The sequence below is a fragment of the Antribacter gilvus genome, from assembly GCF_003946865.1.
In the GTDB taxonomy this organism is placed as follows: Bacteria; Actinomycetota; Actinomycetes; order Actinomycetales; family Cellulomonadaceae; genus Antribacter; species Antribacter gilvus.
The window spans coordinates 260,388-277,300 of record NZ_QXTH01000002.1 but is presented as its reverse complement, the minus strand read 5'-3'; the positions used below and the strand labels follow the sequence as shown (position 1 = coordinate 277,300).

Sequence of the window (16,913 nt, the reverse complement as noted above, 5' to 3'; positions counted from 1 at the left end):
ACTACCTCGGCGGTGGGTGGGCTCAGTCCCGCGGGTCCGGGACCGCGTAAGGGAGCCGGTGCAGCAGCACCGCCTGCTCCTTGGCCCGGTTCTGCTCGCGCTGGGCCGACGCCCACTCGCGGTCGCGGCGCTCGGCGAGCACCGCGTGGAGGAACGCCTCCGGGTGCGTGCCGGGCGGCGGCCCCGGGGCGACGTACCGCTCGACACGGGCGGCGAGGTCGACGGCGAGGCGCGCGCGGGACGGCGTCGCCAGGCGGTCGGCGCGGCCGAGGAGCCGGCGGGCCGCGAGGGCCAGGCCGTCCGGCAGGCGGCGCATGTCGGCGGTGTGCGCCCAGCCGGCGAGGTGCGGCGGCATCACCACCGGGGCGGCCACCTGGCGAGCACCCCGGACGCGGATCGCGTAGGTGCCCGCGACGATGTCGCCGAGCCGCTTGCCCCGGTGGTTCGTCAGCGACACCAGTGCTGCGAGGCCCCCGAACGTGGCCCACAGCTCCATGAGTCCCACGAGAGCGCGGACGAACGCGTGCCGGAACCGGACCGGACCGCCGTCGTCGCGGACCACGCGGATGCCCGCGGCGAGCTTGCCGAGGGACCGGCCCCGGGACAGCGTCTCGATGGTCGTGGGGACGCCGATCGTCACCGTCACGGTCAGGACGACGTAGACGATCAGCCCGGCGTCGGTGCCCATCACGACCTCCGGGAGCAGCCACTCGCCGGTCACCAGGACGAAGACCAGCAGGGTGACGCCGATGACGACGAAGTCGAGCAGCCCGGCGAGCGCGCGGGTCACGAACGAGGCGGGACGGGCGTCGAGCACCACGCCCTCACCGATGAGGATGCCGTCCTGCACGTGCGCCTCCTGTTCCTCGCCCGGCGCGGTCCGGACGCCCGGGTCGACGACGGCGCGCCCGTCGCGCGCCCACGTGTGGCAGGGTATCGGCCGTGGACCTCGACGCCTTCACCGCCGTGCACGACTCGGAGTGGGCGCGCCTGCGCGAGCTGTCCCGGCGTCGGCGGCTGGACGGCGCCGAGTCCGACGAGATCGTGCGCCTCTACCAGGCCGTGGCCACGCACCTCTCCACCGTGCGGTCCACGGCGCCCGACCCGGTGCTCGTCACTCGGCTGTCCGACCTCCTGAACGGCGCCCGCACCCGGATCGCCGGTGCGCACGAGCCCGCCTGGCGGGACGTGGTGCGCTTCGCGACGGTGTCGGTCCCCGCGGCGTTCTACCGCATCCGCTGGTGGATCCACGGCGTCACGGCCGCATGCCTCCTCGTCGCCGTCGTGGCCGGGTTCTACGTCGCCACCGACGCCGAGGCGTTGCAGGCGATGGGGCCGCCCAGCTACCAGGAGGAGTACGTCGAGACGGCGTTCGCGGATTACTACGACCCCGGCGCCGGGTTCGCCGGGGTGGTGTGGACCAACAACGCGTTCATCGCCGCGATCTGCATCCTGACGGGGATCACCGGCGTCTACCCGCTGTGGATCCTGTTCCAGAACGCCGTCATGGTGGGCTCGATCGGCGGCATGATGGCCGCCCACGGCGAGCTCGACCTGTTCCTCCAGCTCATCACGCCCCACGGCCTCCTGGAACTGACGGCCGTCTTCGCCGCGGGGGCTGCGGGGATCCGCCTCTTCTGGGCGATCGTGGACCCGGGGCCGCGCAGGCGGCTGGACGCCGCGGCGCAGGAGGGGCGCGCCATCATCACGCTCGTGGTGGGCCTGGCCGCCGCGCTCCTGGTGTCCGGGCTGGTCGAAGGGTTCGTCACAGGGTCGACGATGCCGTGGTGGCTCAAGATCGTGATCGGTGCGGTCGTGCTCGCCGCGTTCTGGGCCTACGTCTACATCCTCGGCCGCCGTGCTGTCGAGGCGGGAGCCACCGGCGACCTCGATGCGCACGAGGCGGGCGAGGTGGCGGTGACGGCCGGCTGAGCCCGTTCGGGCACGCCGCACGCCTTGCCGGGGGTGCGCGCCCGCTGTCACCTGGACGTACTAGGGTTGCGGCGACAGGCACCCGGCGCTCCGCGCGCGGGTCCTGGAGGCCTTGACACCAGCACCGGAGCGAGCCCATGACGACGCCCGACACCGCACCTGACCAGCCTGCACCCGACCAGCGCGGGACCGGGTGGGGCGAGCCGCCGCGCTACGGGCAGTACGCGCCGGGCCACGACGCGCAGTCGGCGGGCGCGCAGCCTCCCGCGGCGCCGTCGGCGTACGGGCAGCCGCAGTACGGCCAGCCGGTGGACGGCCAGCCGGTGGACGGGCAGCCGCAGTACGGCGAGCCCGGTGCACAGCCTGGTGCGGCGCAGCCCAGCCCCGCTGGACCGGCCTACGGCCAGCCCGGGTACGGCCAGCCGCAGTACGGCCAGCCCGGGCACGGCCAGCCGCAGTACGGCCAGTCCCAGTACGGCCAGTCCCAGTACGGCCAGCCGCAGTACGGCCAGCCAGTACAGGGCGTCGCCAGCCCGTACGGTCCCGCGGGGCCCGTGGCCGACAAGCCAGGCATCGTGCCGCTGCGCCCGCTGTCGCTGGGTGAGATCTATGACGGCGCCTTCAGTGCGATCCGGCACAACCCGGCGGTGGTGCTCGGCCTGAGCGCGATCGTGATCATCGTGGCTGCCATGCTCGGCTTCCTGCTCGGCCTGCCTTTCACCGCCATGGTCTCGGACCTCTTCTCCAGCCTCGACGACGAAGACCTCGGCGGCCTCGAGGACATGGTCGGCTTCCTGTACACGAGCGGGATCGGGGCGAGCCTCACCCTCGGCCTCGCGGCGCCGGTGGTGAACGGCATCGTCACTCTCTCCGTGGCGCAGTCGGCCATCGGGCGCAAGATCGGAGTAAGCCAGGCGTGGCGCCAGGTGCGACGCCGGGCCTGGTTCCTCATCGGGTTCTCGCTGCTCCTGGGCCTCGCCTTCACCGTCGTCCTCGTCGTGGTCATCCTCCTCGCCGTCGCCGCGGTCGGCCTGGACGACAGCGGCGCCCTCGCCGGGATCCTCGTGGTCGTCTCCATCCCGGCGTTCCTGGTGCTGACCGTCTGGCTGGGCGTCCGGACCGGCCTGGTCCCTGCCGCCCTCGTCCTCGAGGGGCGCCCGTTCTGGGAAACGGTCCGCCGCGTCTGGGTCCTGACGCGCGGCAGCTTCTGGCGGCTGTTCGGCATCTACCTGCTCGCGTACGTCGTCGTGTACTTCCTGGGCCAGGTGATCGCCGGCGTGCTCGGAGGCCTGGCGGGCGTGCTCTTCGCCGTCGGCAGCGCCGAGGGTGGTGGGATCACCTACGGCGTGGCCATCGTCGCCGCGTACGCCCTGCAGCTCCTGCTGCTCGGCGGCGTCGTAGCCCTCCAGTACATCGACCTGCGCATGCGCCGGGAGGGCCTGGACGTCGAGCTCGCCGCCGCGGCCTCCGAGACCGCGGACCGGTGAGACCCGGCGTGATCCGCCTCGACGTGCCGGTCGACCCCGACCGCGACACAGCCACCCAGTGGCTCCGCCGCGAGCTGGCGAAGCCGGACTACCAGGACGACAGGTCGCTGCTGCAGCGCGCCTGGGACTGGTTCTTCGGCCTCTTCGAGGGTGTGCGGGTGCCCGACATCGGCGTGCCGCCGCTCCAGTTCACTCTCATCCTGGTGGGCGTGATCGCTCTCGTGGTGCTGGTCGCCTGGTGGATCGCCGGTCCCGTCCGGCTGTCCCGCGTCCGGCGGGCCGGCGGGGTCGTCCTCGACGAGGACGACGCGCGCACGTCCGCGCAGATGCGCGCGGCGGCGGACGCGGCGGCCGCCGCGGGGGACTGGTCCAGCGCAGTGATCGAGCGGTTCCGTGCCGTGGTGCGCTCCTTGGAGGAGCGCGTGATCATCGACCCCCGCCCGGGCCGCACGGCGCAGGAGGCCGCGGCCGACGCCGGCGTGCGGCTCCCGGCGCTGGCTGACGCCCTCCGGCGTGGCGCCGGGCTCTTCGACGACGCGGAGTACGGCAAGCTCGAGGCCACCGGGAACGACGACCGCGTGCTCCGAGAGCTCGACGCCGCCGTCACGGCGGCCCGGCCCGAGGTCTCCGCCGCGGTCGGTGCGGCTCCGGGCTACGCGCCCGACCAGCCTGCCCCCGACGCCCCTGGGGGTGCCTCGTGACCGCCATCGCCCCACCCCACGCCTCGCCGACGGCCACCGGCCCCACGGGCGCCCCGCGACCCGGAACCGCTGAGCCGCCCGTCGTCATCGGCGACTCCACCACCGCAGGCTCCCGCGCGCGCGGCCGATGGCACCGCAGCAGGTGGCCGCTCACGGTGGTCGGCACGCTCGTGGTGCTCGTCCTGTTCATGGCCTGGACCAGGCCGCCGTCGTCCGGCGTCCGCTACGCGCCCGACAACGCCGACCCGGACGGCGCCCGAGCCGTCGCGGAGGTGCTCGGCGCCCAGGGCGTCGACGTCACGCACGTGCGCTCGGTCGCGGACGCCGTCCGCGCCGCGGGCCCCGGTACGACGCTGCTCGTCACCCCCCACCCGGGTTACTTCGAGCCGGAGCAGATCGACTCGCTCGCGGCTACGGAGGCGGACGTGGTGCTCCTCGCACCGGACTTCGAGCTGGTCGAGGCCATGACCGACGGCGCCGTCACCACCTCCGGGTGGGGCGAGGCCGGGGTGCTCCAGCCGGGGTGCGACGACCCGGCGGCCGAGGCGGCCGGATCGATCGACCTGGATCCCGGCCTCGCGGGCACCGGACCTGACGCGGTCCTCTGCTGGCTGGATGACGAGGGCGACGCCGCGTTCGCGCGCGTCCGGGCCGACGACCGCTCGGTCGCCGTGATCGACGACCCCGCGGTGATCCTCAACGAGTCCGTGCTGGACCAGGGGAACGCCACGCTGGCGCTGTGGACGCTCGGCGAGCACGACCACCTGGTGTGGTTCGTGCCCGAGATGTTCGACACGAGCACCGGCACCGTGCAGGAAGACCGCGGGCAGCTGACGCCCACCCTGCCGCCGGGCTCCGCCCCCGTCGGGCTGCTGCTCGTGGTGGTCGCGCTGTTCCTGGCGTTCTGGCGGGGCCGCCGCCTCGGCCCGCTCGTCACCGAGGACCTCCCGGTCCTCGTGCGCTCGGCCGAGACGACGCGGGGCCGCGGACGCCTGTACCGCGCCGCCCGCGCCCGCGGCCATGCGGCCGCCGGGCTTCGCGCGTCCGCGGCGGACCGGGTCGCGAAGCGCCTCGGCCTGGCCCGCTCTGCCGACGCCCCCACCGTCGTGGACGCGGTCGTCGCCGCCACGAACCGGCCCACGGAGCAGGTGGCGCACCTGCTCTACGGCCCCCCGCCCGCCGACGACGCTGCGCTGCTCCAGCTGGCGCGTCATCTGGACACCCTGGAGAGCGAGGTCCACCGACCGTGACCAACCCGATCGAGACAACCATGGACGCCGAAACCCCGCGCCCGTCGCAGGAGCTGCGCTCTGCCCTGGCGGCGGTCCGCACGGAGGTGGGCAAGGCCGTCGTCGGGCAGGACTCCGCCGTGACGAGCCTGCTCATCGCCCTGCTGTGCAGGGGCCACGTGCTGCTGGAGGGTGTGCCGGGCGTCGCCAAGACGCTGCTCGTGCGCACCCTGGCCGCGTCGCTGGACCTGGACACCAAGCGCGTGCAGTTCACGCCCGACCTCATGCCGGGTGACGTCACGGGCTCGCTCGTGTACGACGCGCGGACCGCCGAGTTCTCGTTCCGCGAGGGCCCGGTGTTCACGAACCTGCTGCTCGCCGACGAGATCAACCGGACGCCTCCGAAGACCCAGGCCTCCCTCCTGGAGGCCATGGAGGAGCGTCAGGTGTCGGTGGACGGCACCCCGCGCCCCCTGCCCGACCCGTTCATCGTGATCGCCACGCAGAACCCGGTCGAGTACGAGGGCACGTACTCCCTGCCCGAGGCGCAGCTGGACCGCTTCCTCCTCAAGCTGGTGCTGCCGCTGCCCGAGCGCGAGCAGGAGATCGAGGTGCTGGCCAGGCACGCGGCGGGCTTCGACCCGCGCAACCTTGCCGGGGCCGGGGTGCGCCCCGTGGCCGGCAAGCACGTGCTGGACGCGGCGCGGGCCGAGGTGGCGCGCGTGCAGGTGTCGAGCGAGGTGCTCGGCTACGCCGTCGACGTGTGCCGGGCGACCCGGTTCTCGCCGTCGCTGTCGCTGGGCGTGTCGCCCCGTGGGGCCACGGCGCTCCTCGCCACGTCGCGGGCCTGGGCGTGGCTGTCCGGCCGCGCGTACGTGACGCCCGACGACGTCAAGGCGCTCGCCCACCCGACGCTCCGCCACCGCGTGCAGCTGCGCGCCGAGGCCGAGCTCGAGGGCGTCACCGCCGAGGGCGTGCTGGACACGGTGCTCGCCTCCGTGCCCGTGCCCCGCTGATCCCGGGCGCCGCACATGGTCCTGACCTGGCGTGCCGCCGTCCTCATGGCGGTCGGCCTCCTGCCGGTGCTCGTCGTGCCGTCGGTGGGCACGGTGCTGCTCTGGCTCCTCGTGGTGCTCGTGGCCTGCGGGGCCGACGCGGCCCTGGCGGCATCGCCCCGGCGCGTCGCGGTCCAGCGGCGCGTGCCGGCGTCCGTCCGGCTGCGGAACGCCGCCCGGTCGGAGCTGGTGGTGACCAACGTGTCGGGCCGCCGCCTCCGGGCGCTGGTCCGGGACGCGTGGCCGCCGTCGGCCGGTGCCCAGGAGCGCCCCGAGGGCGGCGAGGGCAGCGCGGGGCGGCACGAGGTGAACCTGCCCGACCACGAGTCGGCCCGCCTGGTCACCACCCTCGTGCCGACCCGGCGCGGTGACCGCGTCGCGGGCGGCGTGACCGTCCGGTCGTTCGGGCCGCTGCGGCTCGCGGGGCGCCAGGTCACGCTGCCGGTCCCCGGCCGCCTGCGGGTGCTCCCCGAGTTCTCGAGCCGCAAGCACCTGCCGTCGCGGCTCGCGCGCCTGCGGGAGATGGACGGGCGCGCCGCCGTGCAGATCCGCGGCGAGGGCACGGAGTTCGACTCGCTGCGGGAGTACGTGGTGGGGGACGACGTGCGGTCGATCGACTGGCGCGCCACAGCCCGCCGACGCGACGTCGTCGTGCGTACCTGGCGGCCCGAGCGGGACCGGCGGGTGCTCATCGTGCTGGACACGGGACGCACGTCGGCGGCTCGCGTGGGGGCGGCCGACGGCACCGGCGCGCCGCGCCTGGACGCGAGCATCGAGGCGGCGCTGCTGCTCTCGGCCCTGGCCGGGCACGCGGGCGACCGCGTCGAGCTGGTGGCCTTCGACCGGGCCGTCCGGGCCCGCGTGGCGGGCGCCGCCGGGCCGCGTCTCATGCCCGCCGTGGCCGAGGGTCTGTCGACGATCGACCCGGTGCTGCTCGAGACCGACTGGCCGGGCGTCGTGGCGCAGGTCCGGGCGCGGATGTCGCAGCGGGCGCTCGTGGTGCTGCTGACGGCCCTGGACCCCGCGGTGGTGGAGTCAGGGCTGCTCCCCGTCGTCGACCAGCTGGCGCGCGACCACCAGGTCGTCGTCGCGTCGGTCGCCGACGAGGAGGTGGCCGCGCTGCGCGCCGGCCGCGAGACGGTGGCCGACGTCTACGACGCGGCGGCCGCCGCCCGTGGCGACCTCGAGCGCACGGCCGTCACGACCATGCTGCGCCGGTACGGCGCGGAGGTGGTCGAGGCCCTGCCGGACGACCTCGCGCCCCGGCTCGCCGACACGTACCTCGCGCTCAAGGCCGCGGGACGCCTGTGAGGGCTCTTCGACCTGGCACACTGGGGGCATGAAGGTCCGTGTTCTGGTCGTCGACGACGACACCGCCCTGGCAGAGATGATCGGCATCGTGCTGCGCGGTGAGGGCATCGAACCGGTGTTCTGTGCCGACGGTGACTCCGCGATCGGCATGTTCCGCACCCATCAGCCCGACCTCGTGCTGCTCGACCTCATGCTGCCCGGCAAGGACGGCGTCCAGGTCGGCCGTGAGATCCGTGCGGAGTCGGGCACCCCGATCATCATGCTCACCGCCAAGTCCGACACCGTGGACGTGGTGCTGGGGCTGGAGTCCGGCGCCGACGACTACGTGTCCAAGCCGTTCAAGCCCAAGGAGCTCGTCGCCCGGATCAAGGCGCGGCTGCGTCGCACCGAGGACCCGGGTCCCGAGCGCCTCAAGGTGGGTGATGTCGAGATTGACGTCACCGGCCACACCGTGACGCGCGAGGGCCGGCGGATCTCGCTGACGCCGCTCGAGTTCGACCTCCTCGTGGCCCTCGCCCGCAAGCCGTGGCAGGTGTTCACGCGCGAGGTCCTGCTGGAGCGCGTGTGGGGCTACCGGCACAGCGCCGACACGCGCCTCGTCAACGTCCACGTCCAGCGGCTGCGCTCCAAGATCGAGCGCGACCCGGAGAACCCGGAGATCGTCCTGACGGTGCGCGGCGTGGGCTACAAGGCGGGCGCACCGCAGTGACGGGACCCTGACGGTGCCTGACGACGTCCGGCTCGCTCTGCGTGGTCACGTCCGGTCGGTCTCGGGCCGCCTCCGCAGGACGAGCACGCACGTGCGCGTCCTGGTGGTGCGCGCGTTCCGGCGCGCCGTGGACCGGTGGCGCTCCTCCATGCAGCTGCGGGTCACCGCGACGGCCCTGGCGGTCGGCGTCGCGGCGGTGGCCGTGCTGGGGACGTACCTGTCGTCGTCGATCAGCAGGGGCCTCTTCGAGCAGCGGATCGCCGACGTCGAGCGCGAGAGCGTCGCGTTCACCAACCAGGTGCGCACCACCGTCGCGGAGTCGTCGGCCACCCAGCAGTCCGAGCTGACCCGGCTGCTCAGCGACGTGCCCGGCCGTCTCCAGGCGCAGGGCTCGAGCGCGGTCGACGTCCTCCTCATGCACGAGCTGGGCACGGACCTGCGGCTCGTGGACATCGCCTCGCCCGACGTGCTGCCGCTCCTCACCGACGAGCTGCGGCGGCGCAACCTCGCGCTCCGCGAGGAGGACCCGCGGTCCGACGTGCCGGTGCTGCAGTCGGTGGCGATCCCCCGGGACGGCGAGGTGGTGCCGGGGGTCATGGTCGGGTCCACGGTGCAGGGGACCGCTCTCGGCACGTACGAGGTCTACTTCCTCTACTCGTTCGAGGAGGAGCAGGAGACCCTGACGCTGATCCAGCGGGTCCTCCTCGTCGGCGCGGTGGGCATCCTGGTGCTGATCGGCGTGATCACGCGGCTCGTCACCCGGCAGACCGTCCTGCCCGTGACCCGTGCGGCGACGGTGGCCGAGCGGCTGGCCGACGGCCACCTGTCCGAGCGCATGCCCGTCGGCAAGGGCAAGGACGAGATGGCGTCGCTCGCCCGGTCGTTCAACGAGATGGCGACGAGCCTCCAGGACCAGATCCGCCGCATGGAGGAGCTCTCGACGCTCCAGCGCCGGTTCGTGTCCGACGTGTCGCACGAGCTCCGGACCCCGCTCACGACGATCCGCATGGCCAGCGAGGTCATCCACGCCGAGCGCGACGACCTGCAGCCGGGGGCCCGCCGGTCGGCCGAGCTGCTGCAGGACCAGATCGACAGGTTCGAGACCCTCCTCGCCGACCTCCTCGAGATCAGCCGGTTCGACGCGGGCGCGGCGGTGCTCGACGCCGAGCGGCACGACCTGCGCGACCTCGTGGCGCAGGTGGTGGAGCAGGCGATGCCGCTCGCGGAGCGCAAGGAGGTGGCGGTCTCGTTGCACTTCCCGGAGACCGACGCCGTCGCGGACATCGACTCCCGGCGCGTCGAGCGGATCCTGCGCAACCTCGTGGTCAACGCGATCGAGCACGCCGAGGAGCGGCCCGTGGAGATCACCGTCGCGGAGGACAGGTGGTCGGTGGCCGTCGTGGTGCGCGACTACGGCGTGGGCATGACGCAGCCGGAGGTGGAGCACGTCTTCGACCGGTTCTGGCGCGCCGACCCCGCCCGCGCCCGCACCACCGGTGGCACGGGTCTCGGGCTCGCGATCGCCATGGAGGACGCCCGGCTGCACGCCGGCCGCCTGGAGGCGTGGGGCAGGCCCGGACGCGGTGCGAGCTTCCGGCTCGTCCTGCCCCGCAGGGCCGGCCTCACGGTCACCGAGCCGCCGGTCCCGCTGGTTCCGCCGTCCCACGAGCCGCACGTCTCCACCGGCCAGGTGCCCGTCATCAACCCGTCCGGCGGACCGAGCCCCACCACGATCCCGGACCTCCCGGCGATCGCCGGCGAGGAGCTGGAGGTGCACCGATGACCCGTGTGCGGACGCCGCGCCGCCTCCTCGCCCGCCTGGTCGCCCTGCTGGCCGTTCCCGTGGTGCTGCTGGGCGGCTGTGCCACGATCCCGACGTCGGGGGAGCCCTGGGTGGGCGACGTCGACGCGGCGGCGGAGGCCGACCCCCGGCCCATCGTGTACCTCCCCGCGTCCGGCCCGCGCGAGGGCGCGGGGCCGGAGGCGATCGTGCGCGGCTTTCTCATGGCCGCCTCGACGGGCCCCAACAACCCGGCACGCTTCACCGTGGCGAACCAGTTCCTCGAGCCGCTCGCGGTCTCGGCGTGGAACCCGGACGAGCGGGTCTTCGTGATGCAGGCCGACCCCGTGCTGACGGCCGACCCGGTGCCGGAGGACGCGCTCACGACCACCGTCCGGTTCAGTGCCGAGGTGACGGCGACGGTGGACGAGCGCGGCGTCCTGACCGAGCAGCAGGTGCCCACCCCGGCGCAGGCCGAGTTCACGCTCGTCAAGGGCGCGGACGGCCAGTGGCGCATCAGCGAGCTGGACAACGGCCTGTACCTCCACGAGGTCATCTTCACGAACTCCTACCGGCCCGTGCGGCTCTACTTCCCGACGCCCGACCGGTCCTACTGGGTGCCCGACCAGCGCTGGTTCCCGGAGAACGGCTGGCGTGCCAAGGCGGTCGAGGAGGTCCTGGCCGGACCGCCCGCTTACCTCCAGGGGGCGGCGATCAGCGTCGTGCCGGAGGGGACCGGTCTCTCCATCGGGGCCGTCGCGGAGAACCCCGAGACGGGCGAGCTCGAGATCCCGCTCACGTCGCAGATCTCCGGCGCGTCCGACGCGGACCGCGCGCTCGTGGCCGCCCAGATCGGCGCCTCCCTGGCGCCCGACGGACGGCTCACCCAGCCCGTGGCGCTCTCCGACGGGTCGGCCCGGCTCGAGGTGCGGTCCGGGGCCGGGCCCTCCCTCCCGCGGACCGAGGGCAGAGCCGTCGTCCTGACGGACGGGACGCTCCACCGGGCAGGCGACGACGGCCGCCTCGTGGAGTTCGAGCGCGAGACCGACTGGTCGGAGGTGGGTGACCCGACGGCCCTGGCCGTGGGACCCGCGGCGACCCCGGTCGTGGTGCGCGACGGGACGAGCACCCTCCGGCGGTTGACCGGTGAACCCGCCGTCCTGCTGACCGGGACGGACCTCGCCCCGCCGTCGATCGACCGGTTCAGCATCGTGTGGACCAGCGGGTCGCCGGGCTCGGTCGTGGCCGTCACGCCCGACGGGGCGCAGGTCCCGCTCACCGGCGACTGGCTCACGGGACGCCAGGTCACGGGCGTCCGCGTGTCGCCGGAGGGGGCGCGCGTCGCCGTGGTCAGCCGCAGCGTGTCGGGCGAGAGCCAGGTGCACGTCGCGGGCGTGGTGCGCGACCAGGCGGGCGCGCCGACGGCGCTCGCCGGGGCGGTGCGCGTGGCGGTCACCGTGCCGCACGTCCGGGAGGTGCAGTGGGCGGGCCAGACCTATCTCGGGCTCCTCACCGCCGACGCCGGCGAGACGTCGGTGTGGGTGACGGGCGTCGGGGGGTACGCGCCGGACGCCCTCGGGCGCTCGCGCGAGCTGGCCGGCGTGGTCGGCCCGCAGCGGATCGCCGCCGGGTCCAACGACCAGGGCATCCACGCGGTCGACGACGACGGGACGCTGGTGTTCCGCCGGCTCGGCGAGGGCACCTGGACCGATCTCCTGCCCGGTACAGCCGTGAGCCTGGTCGCGTTCCCCGGCTGAGCCTCGGGGTGGGCCTGCCGCCGAGGTAGTGCCTTCGTCCGGGCCTGTGGACGGCCGCCTGCGGTGGCCGCCTCGGCCGGGCAGGGTAGGGGTGTGAACCCCCTGTCCGAGCTGGCGCGGCTCGTTCTCCCCGTGGCGTGCCCGTGCGGCGTGGCCGACGTGCGGTGGTGCGACTCGTGCGCGGCCGTCCTGAGCGGGCCGCCGGTCCGGGTCGAGAGCGCCGCGCCCCGGCTCGACCGGCTGGACGGGACGCCGCCCCTGCCCGTGTGGGCTCTGGTGCCGTACGTGGGGGTGGTGCGGGACGTCGTCGTGCACTGGAAGGACCGCGGCCGGGCCGACCTCGACGGCCTGCTCTGCCCGGCGCTTTCCCGCGGGGCGGGCGACCTGGCGCCCGTTCTCGCCGCCGCGGCCGGCGGGCCGGTGCTCGTCGTGCCCGTGCCGTCCACCGGGGCGGCGTTGCGAGCACGTGGCCGGGCGCCCGTCGCCGCCCTGGCCGGCGCGGTGGCGCGGGGCCTTCGCCAGGCGGGGGCCGACGCCGCGACGGCCCAGCTCCTGCACCGTCCCGGGTCCGCACGTGACCAGGTGGGCCTCGGGTCCCGTGCGCGGGGCCGGAACCTGGCGTCCGCGGTCCGGTTGACGCGCCAGGGGCGCCGGGCGCTGCCCGGCCCGTGCCTCCTGGTGGACGACGTGCTGACGACCGGGGCCACTTTGGCCGCTGCTGAGAGGACCCTGGAAGGAGTGGGAGCGGCGGTGCTCGGGGCGTTCGTGCTGGCAGCGACGCCACCGCCGGACGCCGGAATCTCGGATGTCTGAGATGTTCGATTGAGGTGACGGAACGACCGATAGATGTCACGTCGTTGGGGGGTCGCCAGGGGTGTCGGGCTCACAGGTTCCGGGGTTAGCCTGAACACCCAGCGGGAGAGGCGTCAGAGCCTCTCCAGCGACCGAGGGGTTCGGTCGCAGGGGTCGAGCCCCCGTGAGGGAGGTGGTCCGAGACACGGGCACCGCGAGGTGCCATCGAGAACCACACACGGGTGCGCGCCGCAGGTGAATGAGCCCGGGCGGCGCCCATGATCCGAGCGGAGCACTCACATGGAGATCGTCGTCGTCGGCAGGCACACGGAGGTCGCGGACAGGTTCCGCCGACACGTGGAGGACAAGCTCGCAAAGGTGGAGCTGCTGTCGCCCAGCGCGATGCGCGTGGACGTCGAGGTGACGCACGAGAACAACCCGCGGCTCGCTGACCGCAGCGAGCGGGTCGAGCTCACGGTGCGTGCGAAGGGCCCGGTGATCCGCGCGGAGGCCAGCGCGGACGACCGGTTCGGGGCTCTCGACCTCGCGATCGACAAGCTCAACGAGCGACTCCGGCGCGCGCGAGACCGGCGCAAGGACCACCGGAACCACACCGTGACACCGCCCGTCGACGTGCGGCCCTACGAGGAGGTCGCCGACGAGGCCCCCGCAGCCGCAGAGGTGAGCGCGCCGGCAGCGCTGGCGCGGCCCGGAGACTCGGTGGAGACCCACCTGGGCGACTCGCCCGTGGTGATCCGCCAGAAGCTGCACCATGCCGAGCCCATGACGATCGACGACGCCGTCTACGAGATGGAGATGGTGGGCCACGACTTCTACCTCTTCATCGACAAGGAGACGTCGCGCCCGTCGGTCCTGTACCGCCGCAGCAAGGGCTGGAGCTTCGGCGTCATCGCGCTCGACAACCCGTGCACCGGCCAGCCGGTCAGCAACCTGACGTAGAACTTTCCGCCGAGCCCCGGCGCGCCCGCGAGTCCCGTGGCGCGCCGGGGCTCGCCCGCGCCCGGGGCCAGTGTCAGTGGCTCGCGGCACCATGGGACGGTGAAGCCGATCTCGCTGTCGCTGTCGCAGGCCCGTCGTGCCGCCCTCGCCGCGCAGGGCCTGCACCGGGCACGCCGTCCCGGGCCGCCCGTCACGATGCGGCACGTCCAGGGCGTGATCGACCGGATCGGGCTCCTGCAGATCGACTCGGTGAACGTCCTGGCGCGCGCTCACCTGCTGCCGGTCTTCTCGAGGCTCGGCCCGTACGACACGGCGCTGCTCGACCGTGCCTCCGGGCGCGCCCCCCGTCGGCTCGTGGAGACCTGGGCGCACGTCGCCTCGTTCGTGCCGCCGGAGACGTACCAGCTGCTGGAGTGGCGGCGCCGCAGGTACCTCACCGAGGCGTGGGGCACCATCGCGGACGTCCCGCTGGCGCACTCCGCCGAGGTCGCCGAGGTGCGGCAGATCGTCGCGGAGAAGGGGCCGGTCACAGCCTCCGCGATCCACGCGCTGCTCGAGGCGGAGGGCCGGACCGCCCCCCGGAACAAGGTCGAGTGGGGCTGGAACTGGACCGTCTCCAAGCGGGTGCTCGAGTTCCTGTTCTTCACCGGAGAGGTCACGTCGGCAGGCCGGAACGCCGCGTTCGAGCGGCTCTACGACCTCCCGGAGCGCGTCCTCCCGCCGCACGTCCTCGCGGCGCCCCTCCTCCCGGAGGACCAGGCGCTGCGTCACCTCGCCGAGATCGGCGCCCGGGCCCACGGCATCGGCACCGCGCGCTGCATCAAGGACTACTTCCGGCTGCGTGGACCGGCCGCTGACAGGGCGCTCGCGGAGCTCGTCGAGGACGGCGTCCTCGTGCCGGCCACCGTCGCGGGCTGGGACGAGCGCACCCTCCTCCACAAGGACGCGCGCCTGCCGCGCCGGGCCGACGGGCAGGCGCTGCTCGCCCCGTTCGACCCGCTCGTCTTCGAGCGCACACGGCTCGAGCGGCTCTTCGGCACGGTGTACCGCATCGAGATCTACGTGCCGGCGCCCAAGCGGGTGCACGGCTACTACGTGCTGCCCTTCCTCGAGGACGAGCGGATCACGGCCCGCGTCGACCTCAAGGCGGACCGGCAGGCCGGGGTGCTCCGGGTGCAGTCGGCCCACGCCGAGCCGTTCGCCACCGCCGCCACCCCGGCGCGGCTCGCGGCCGAGCTCCGGCTCATGGCAGGGTGGCTCGGCCTCCGGGGCGTCGAGGTCGCCGGGCCGGGCGGCCTCGCTCCGGCACTGGCTGTCGAGCTGGTGGGGGAGGAGATCAGCGCCTGACACCGGGCACCGGCTCCGGGCCGATAATATTCGGACATGGCGACCGCGGCGTTGTATCTGGCAGTCACGTTCGCCGCGGGGCTGCTCGCCGTCCTGTTCCGGCTCCCCCCGCTCGTCGGGTTCCTCGCGGCGGGGTTCGTCCTGGGCGCCGCGGGGGCCACCGAGCTCCCGCTCCTCGACACCGTCGCCGACCTGGGCGTCACGCTCCTCCTGTTCGGCATCGGGCTGAAGCTCAACGTCCGCTCGCTGCTGCGGCCCGACGTCTGGCTCACCACCGCCGTGCACATGCTCGTGAGCATCGGTCTGGGCATCGGGTTCCTCGGCCTCCTGGCCGCGATGGGCTTCTCGATGCTCAAGGACGAGTCGCTCGGGGTGCTCGCCCTGATCGGCCTCGCGCTCTCCTTCTCGTCCACCGTGTTCGTGGTCAAGGTCCTCGACGCCCGGAGCGACCACACGGCCCTCTACGGCCGGATCGCCATCGGCGTGCTGATCATGCAGGACATCATCGCCGTGGTGTTCCTGTCCGTGACCAAGGGGACGCCCCCGAGCCCCTGGGCGTTCGCGCTCGTGCTGCTCGTCCCCGGGGCCTGGCTCCTGCGCCGCGTCTGGGACCGGATCGGCCACGGCGAGCTGCAGGCGCTGTTCGGCATCGTCGTCGCGCTCGTGCCCGGCTACTGGCTGTTCGACGCGGTGGGCCTCAAGGGCGACCTGGGCGCCATCGTGATGGGCCTCCTGCTGGCGTCGCACCCCGCCGCCACGGAGCTCTCGCGCTCCCTGTTCACGATCAAGGAGCTGCTCCTCGTCGGTTTCTTCGTGTCGATCGGTCTCACCGGCGCGCTCACGTGGGAGACCGCGACGGTGGGTCTGCTCCTCCTGCTCCTCCTCCCGCTCCAGGCGGTGGTCTACGCGGCGCTCCTCTGGATGATGCGCCTGCGGAAGCGGACGGCGTTCCTCGCCGCCCTGGTCCTGTCCAACTTCTCGGAGTTCGGCCTGATCGTCGTGGCGGTCGGCGCCTCCTCCGGCATGCTGTCCGAGGACTGGCTCGTGGCCCTCGCGGTCGCCGTCGCCGCCAGCTTCGTCGCCTCCGCCGTGGTCAACCGCCGCGGCAACGAGATCGCCCGGATGATCGCCGCCCGCCTGCCCTCCCGCCCGCCCGAGCGGCTGCACCCGGAGGAACGGCCCATCGACGTGGGCGACGTCGAAGCGGTGGTGCTCGGCATGGGCCGCGTGGGTCGCGGCGCCTTCCGCCGGCTGCGCGACAACTACGGGCTCTCGGTCCTGGGCGTGGAGCACGACCCCGTCCGCGTGGCAGCCCTCCAGGCCGACGGTTTCGCCGTGGTCCAGGCCGACGCCACCGACATCGAGTTCTGGGCCCGCGTCCGCAGCGCCGGCCACGTGCGGCTCGCGGTGCTCGCCATGCCCTTCCACGCCGCCAACCTCATCGCCCTCGCCCAGCTCCGCGCGGGAGGTTTCGAAGGTCCCGTCGCGGCGATCGCCCGGTACGACGACGACGCGGTCGAGCTCGAGCGGCACGGTGCCGACGCCGTCTTCCACCTGTACGGCACGGCGGGAACGGCGCTCGCGGACAACGCGGCCGAGGCCGTGTTCGGGTACGACCACGCGGAGGCCATGCGCGATCAGCAGGCCGCACGCACGCGTCTCGCCCCGCCGAGGGAACCCGGCGACACGCCGGGACGTTACCCTCTGGGCGAACCTGGCCGTCCGGCGTCGGGCGACGGGGCCGGTAGCGTTGCCGGACGGCCTACGATGGACGACGGCGTGACCTGACCTGCCTGACCGGCTCCACCGGTCGGACCGGCCGGTGAGCGCCGACCGAACGTCTCCCAGGCGGG

At 74.0% G+C, this 16,913-nt stretch carries 14 protein-coding genes; 13 read left to right on the top strand and 1 reads right to left on the bottom strand.

Features of this window, described 5'->3' with window-relative positions:
* Window positions 1-22: 22 nt before the first annotated feature.
* On the bottom strand, window positions 23-850 hold the full coding sequence (locus D1350_RS04820) for an RDD family protein (protein ID WP_125774417.1): 828 nt from the start codon (window positions 848-850) through the stop codon (window positions 23-25).
* 92 nt (window positions 851-942) lie between these two features.
* On the opposite strand from D1350_RS04820, the gene D1350_RS04815 reads away from it, so the two are divergent.
* The 13 genes from D1350_RS04815 to D1350_RS04755 all read left to right on the top strand — a co-directional run bounded on the left by D1350_RS04815 (window position 943) and on the right by D1350_RS04755 (window position 16,848).
* Window positions 943-1,932, top strand: a complete 990-nt coding sequence (locus tag D1350_RS04815; protein ID WP_125774416.1) for a stage II sporulation protein M — start codon at window positions 943-945, stop codon at window positions 1,930-1,932.
* 137 nt (window positions 1,933-2,069) lie between these two features.
* The gene (locus D1350_RS04810; protein ID WP_125774415.1) at window positions 2,070-3,419 is read left to right on the top strand and encodes a DUF7544 domain-containing protein; all 1,350 of its coding nucleotides are present in this window, start codon (window positions 2,070-2,072) and stop codon (window positions 3,417-3,419) included.
* A gap of 8 nt (window positions 3,420-3,427) precedes the next feature.
* Window positions 3,428-4,120, top strand: a complete 693-nt coding sequence (locus D1350_RS04805) for a DUF4129 domain-containing protein (RefSeq protein WP_240643884.1) — start codon at window positions 3,428-3,430, stop codon at window positions 4,118-4,120.
* The gene (locus D1350_RS04800) at window positions 4,117-5,370 is read left to right on the top strand and encodes a DUF4350 domain-containing protein (protein ID WP_240643883.1); all 1,254 of its coding nucleotides are present in this window, start codon (window positions 4,117-4,119) and stop codon (window positions 5,368-5,370) included. Before D1350_RS04805 ends, D1350_RS04800 begins: the two co-directional genes overlap by 4 nt.
* Window positions 5,371-5,390: 20 nt before the next feature.
* Window positions 5,391-6,365 (top strand): AAA family ATPase, encoded by a 975-nt coding sequence (locus D1350_RS04795; protein WP_125774413.1) that lies wholly within the window; start codon window positions 5,391-5,393, stop codon window positions 6,363-6,365.
* Between the two features lie 15 nt (window positions 6,366-6,380).
* Window positions 6,381-7,715 carry a DUF58 domain-containing protein gene (locus tag D1350_RS04790; protein WP_125774411.1) on the top strand — a complete coding sequence of 445 codons (1,335 nt, stop codon included), beginning with the start codon at window positions 6,381-6,383 and terminating at the stop codon, window positions 7,713-7,715.
* A gap of 28 nt (window positions 7,716-7,743) precedes the next feature.
* Window positions 7,744-8,424: an MtrAB system response regulator MtrA gene (gene mtrA, locus D1350_RS04785; RefSeq protein ID WP_125774409.1), complete on the top strand. Its 681-nt coding sequence runs from the start codon at window positions 7,744-7,746 to the stop codon at window positions 8,422-8,424.
* Window positions 8,425-8,437: 13 nt separating this feature from the next.
* Window positions 8,438-10,207, top strand: coding sequence for an MtrAB system histidine kinase MtrB (mtrB, locus tag D1350_RS04780; protein WP_240643882.1), 1,770 nt, complete (start codon window positions 8,438-8,440; stop codon window positions 10,205-10,207).
* Complete coding sequence (locus D1350_RS04775) at window positions 10,204-11,961, top strand: LpqB family beta-propeller domain-containing protein (RefSeq protein WP_125774407.1); 1,758 nt, start codon at window positions 10,204-10,206, stop codon at window positions 11,959-11,961. Before mtrB ends, D1350_RS04775 begins: the two co-directional genes overlap by 4 nt.
* A 93-nt stretch (window positions 11,962-12,054) precedes the next feature.
* Complete coding sequence (locus D1350_RS04770; RefSeq protein ID WP_125774405.1) at window positions 12,055-12,774, top strand: ComF family protein; 720 nt, start codon at window positions 12,055-12,057, stop codon at window positions 12,772-12,774.
* Window positions 12,775-13,053: 279 nt separating this feature from the next.
* Complete coding sequence (gene hpf, locus D1350_RS04765; protein WP_125774403.1) at window positions 13,054-13,713, top strand: ribosome hibernation-promoting factor, HPF/YfiA family; 660 nt, start codon at window positions 13,054-13,056, stop codon at window positions 13,711-13,713.
* Between the two features lie 99 nt (window positions 13,714-13,812).
* The gene (locus tag D1350_RS04760) at window positions 13,813-15,060 is read left to right on the top strand and encodes a winged helix-turn-helix domain-containing protein (RefSeq protein ID WP_240643881.1); all 1,248 of its coding nucleotides are present in this window, start codon (window positions 13,813-13,815) and stop codon (window positions 15,058-15,060) included.
* 36 nt (window positions 15,061-15,096) lie between these two features.
* Window positions 15,097-16,848, top strand: a complete 1,752-nt coding sequence (locus D1350_RS04755) for a cation:proton antiporter family protein (RefSeq protein WP_125774401.1) — start codon at window positions 15,097-15,099, stop codon at window positions 16,846-16,848.
* The last annotated feature ends 65 nt before the right edge of the window (window positions 16,849-16,913 follow it).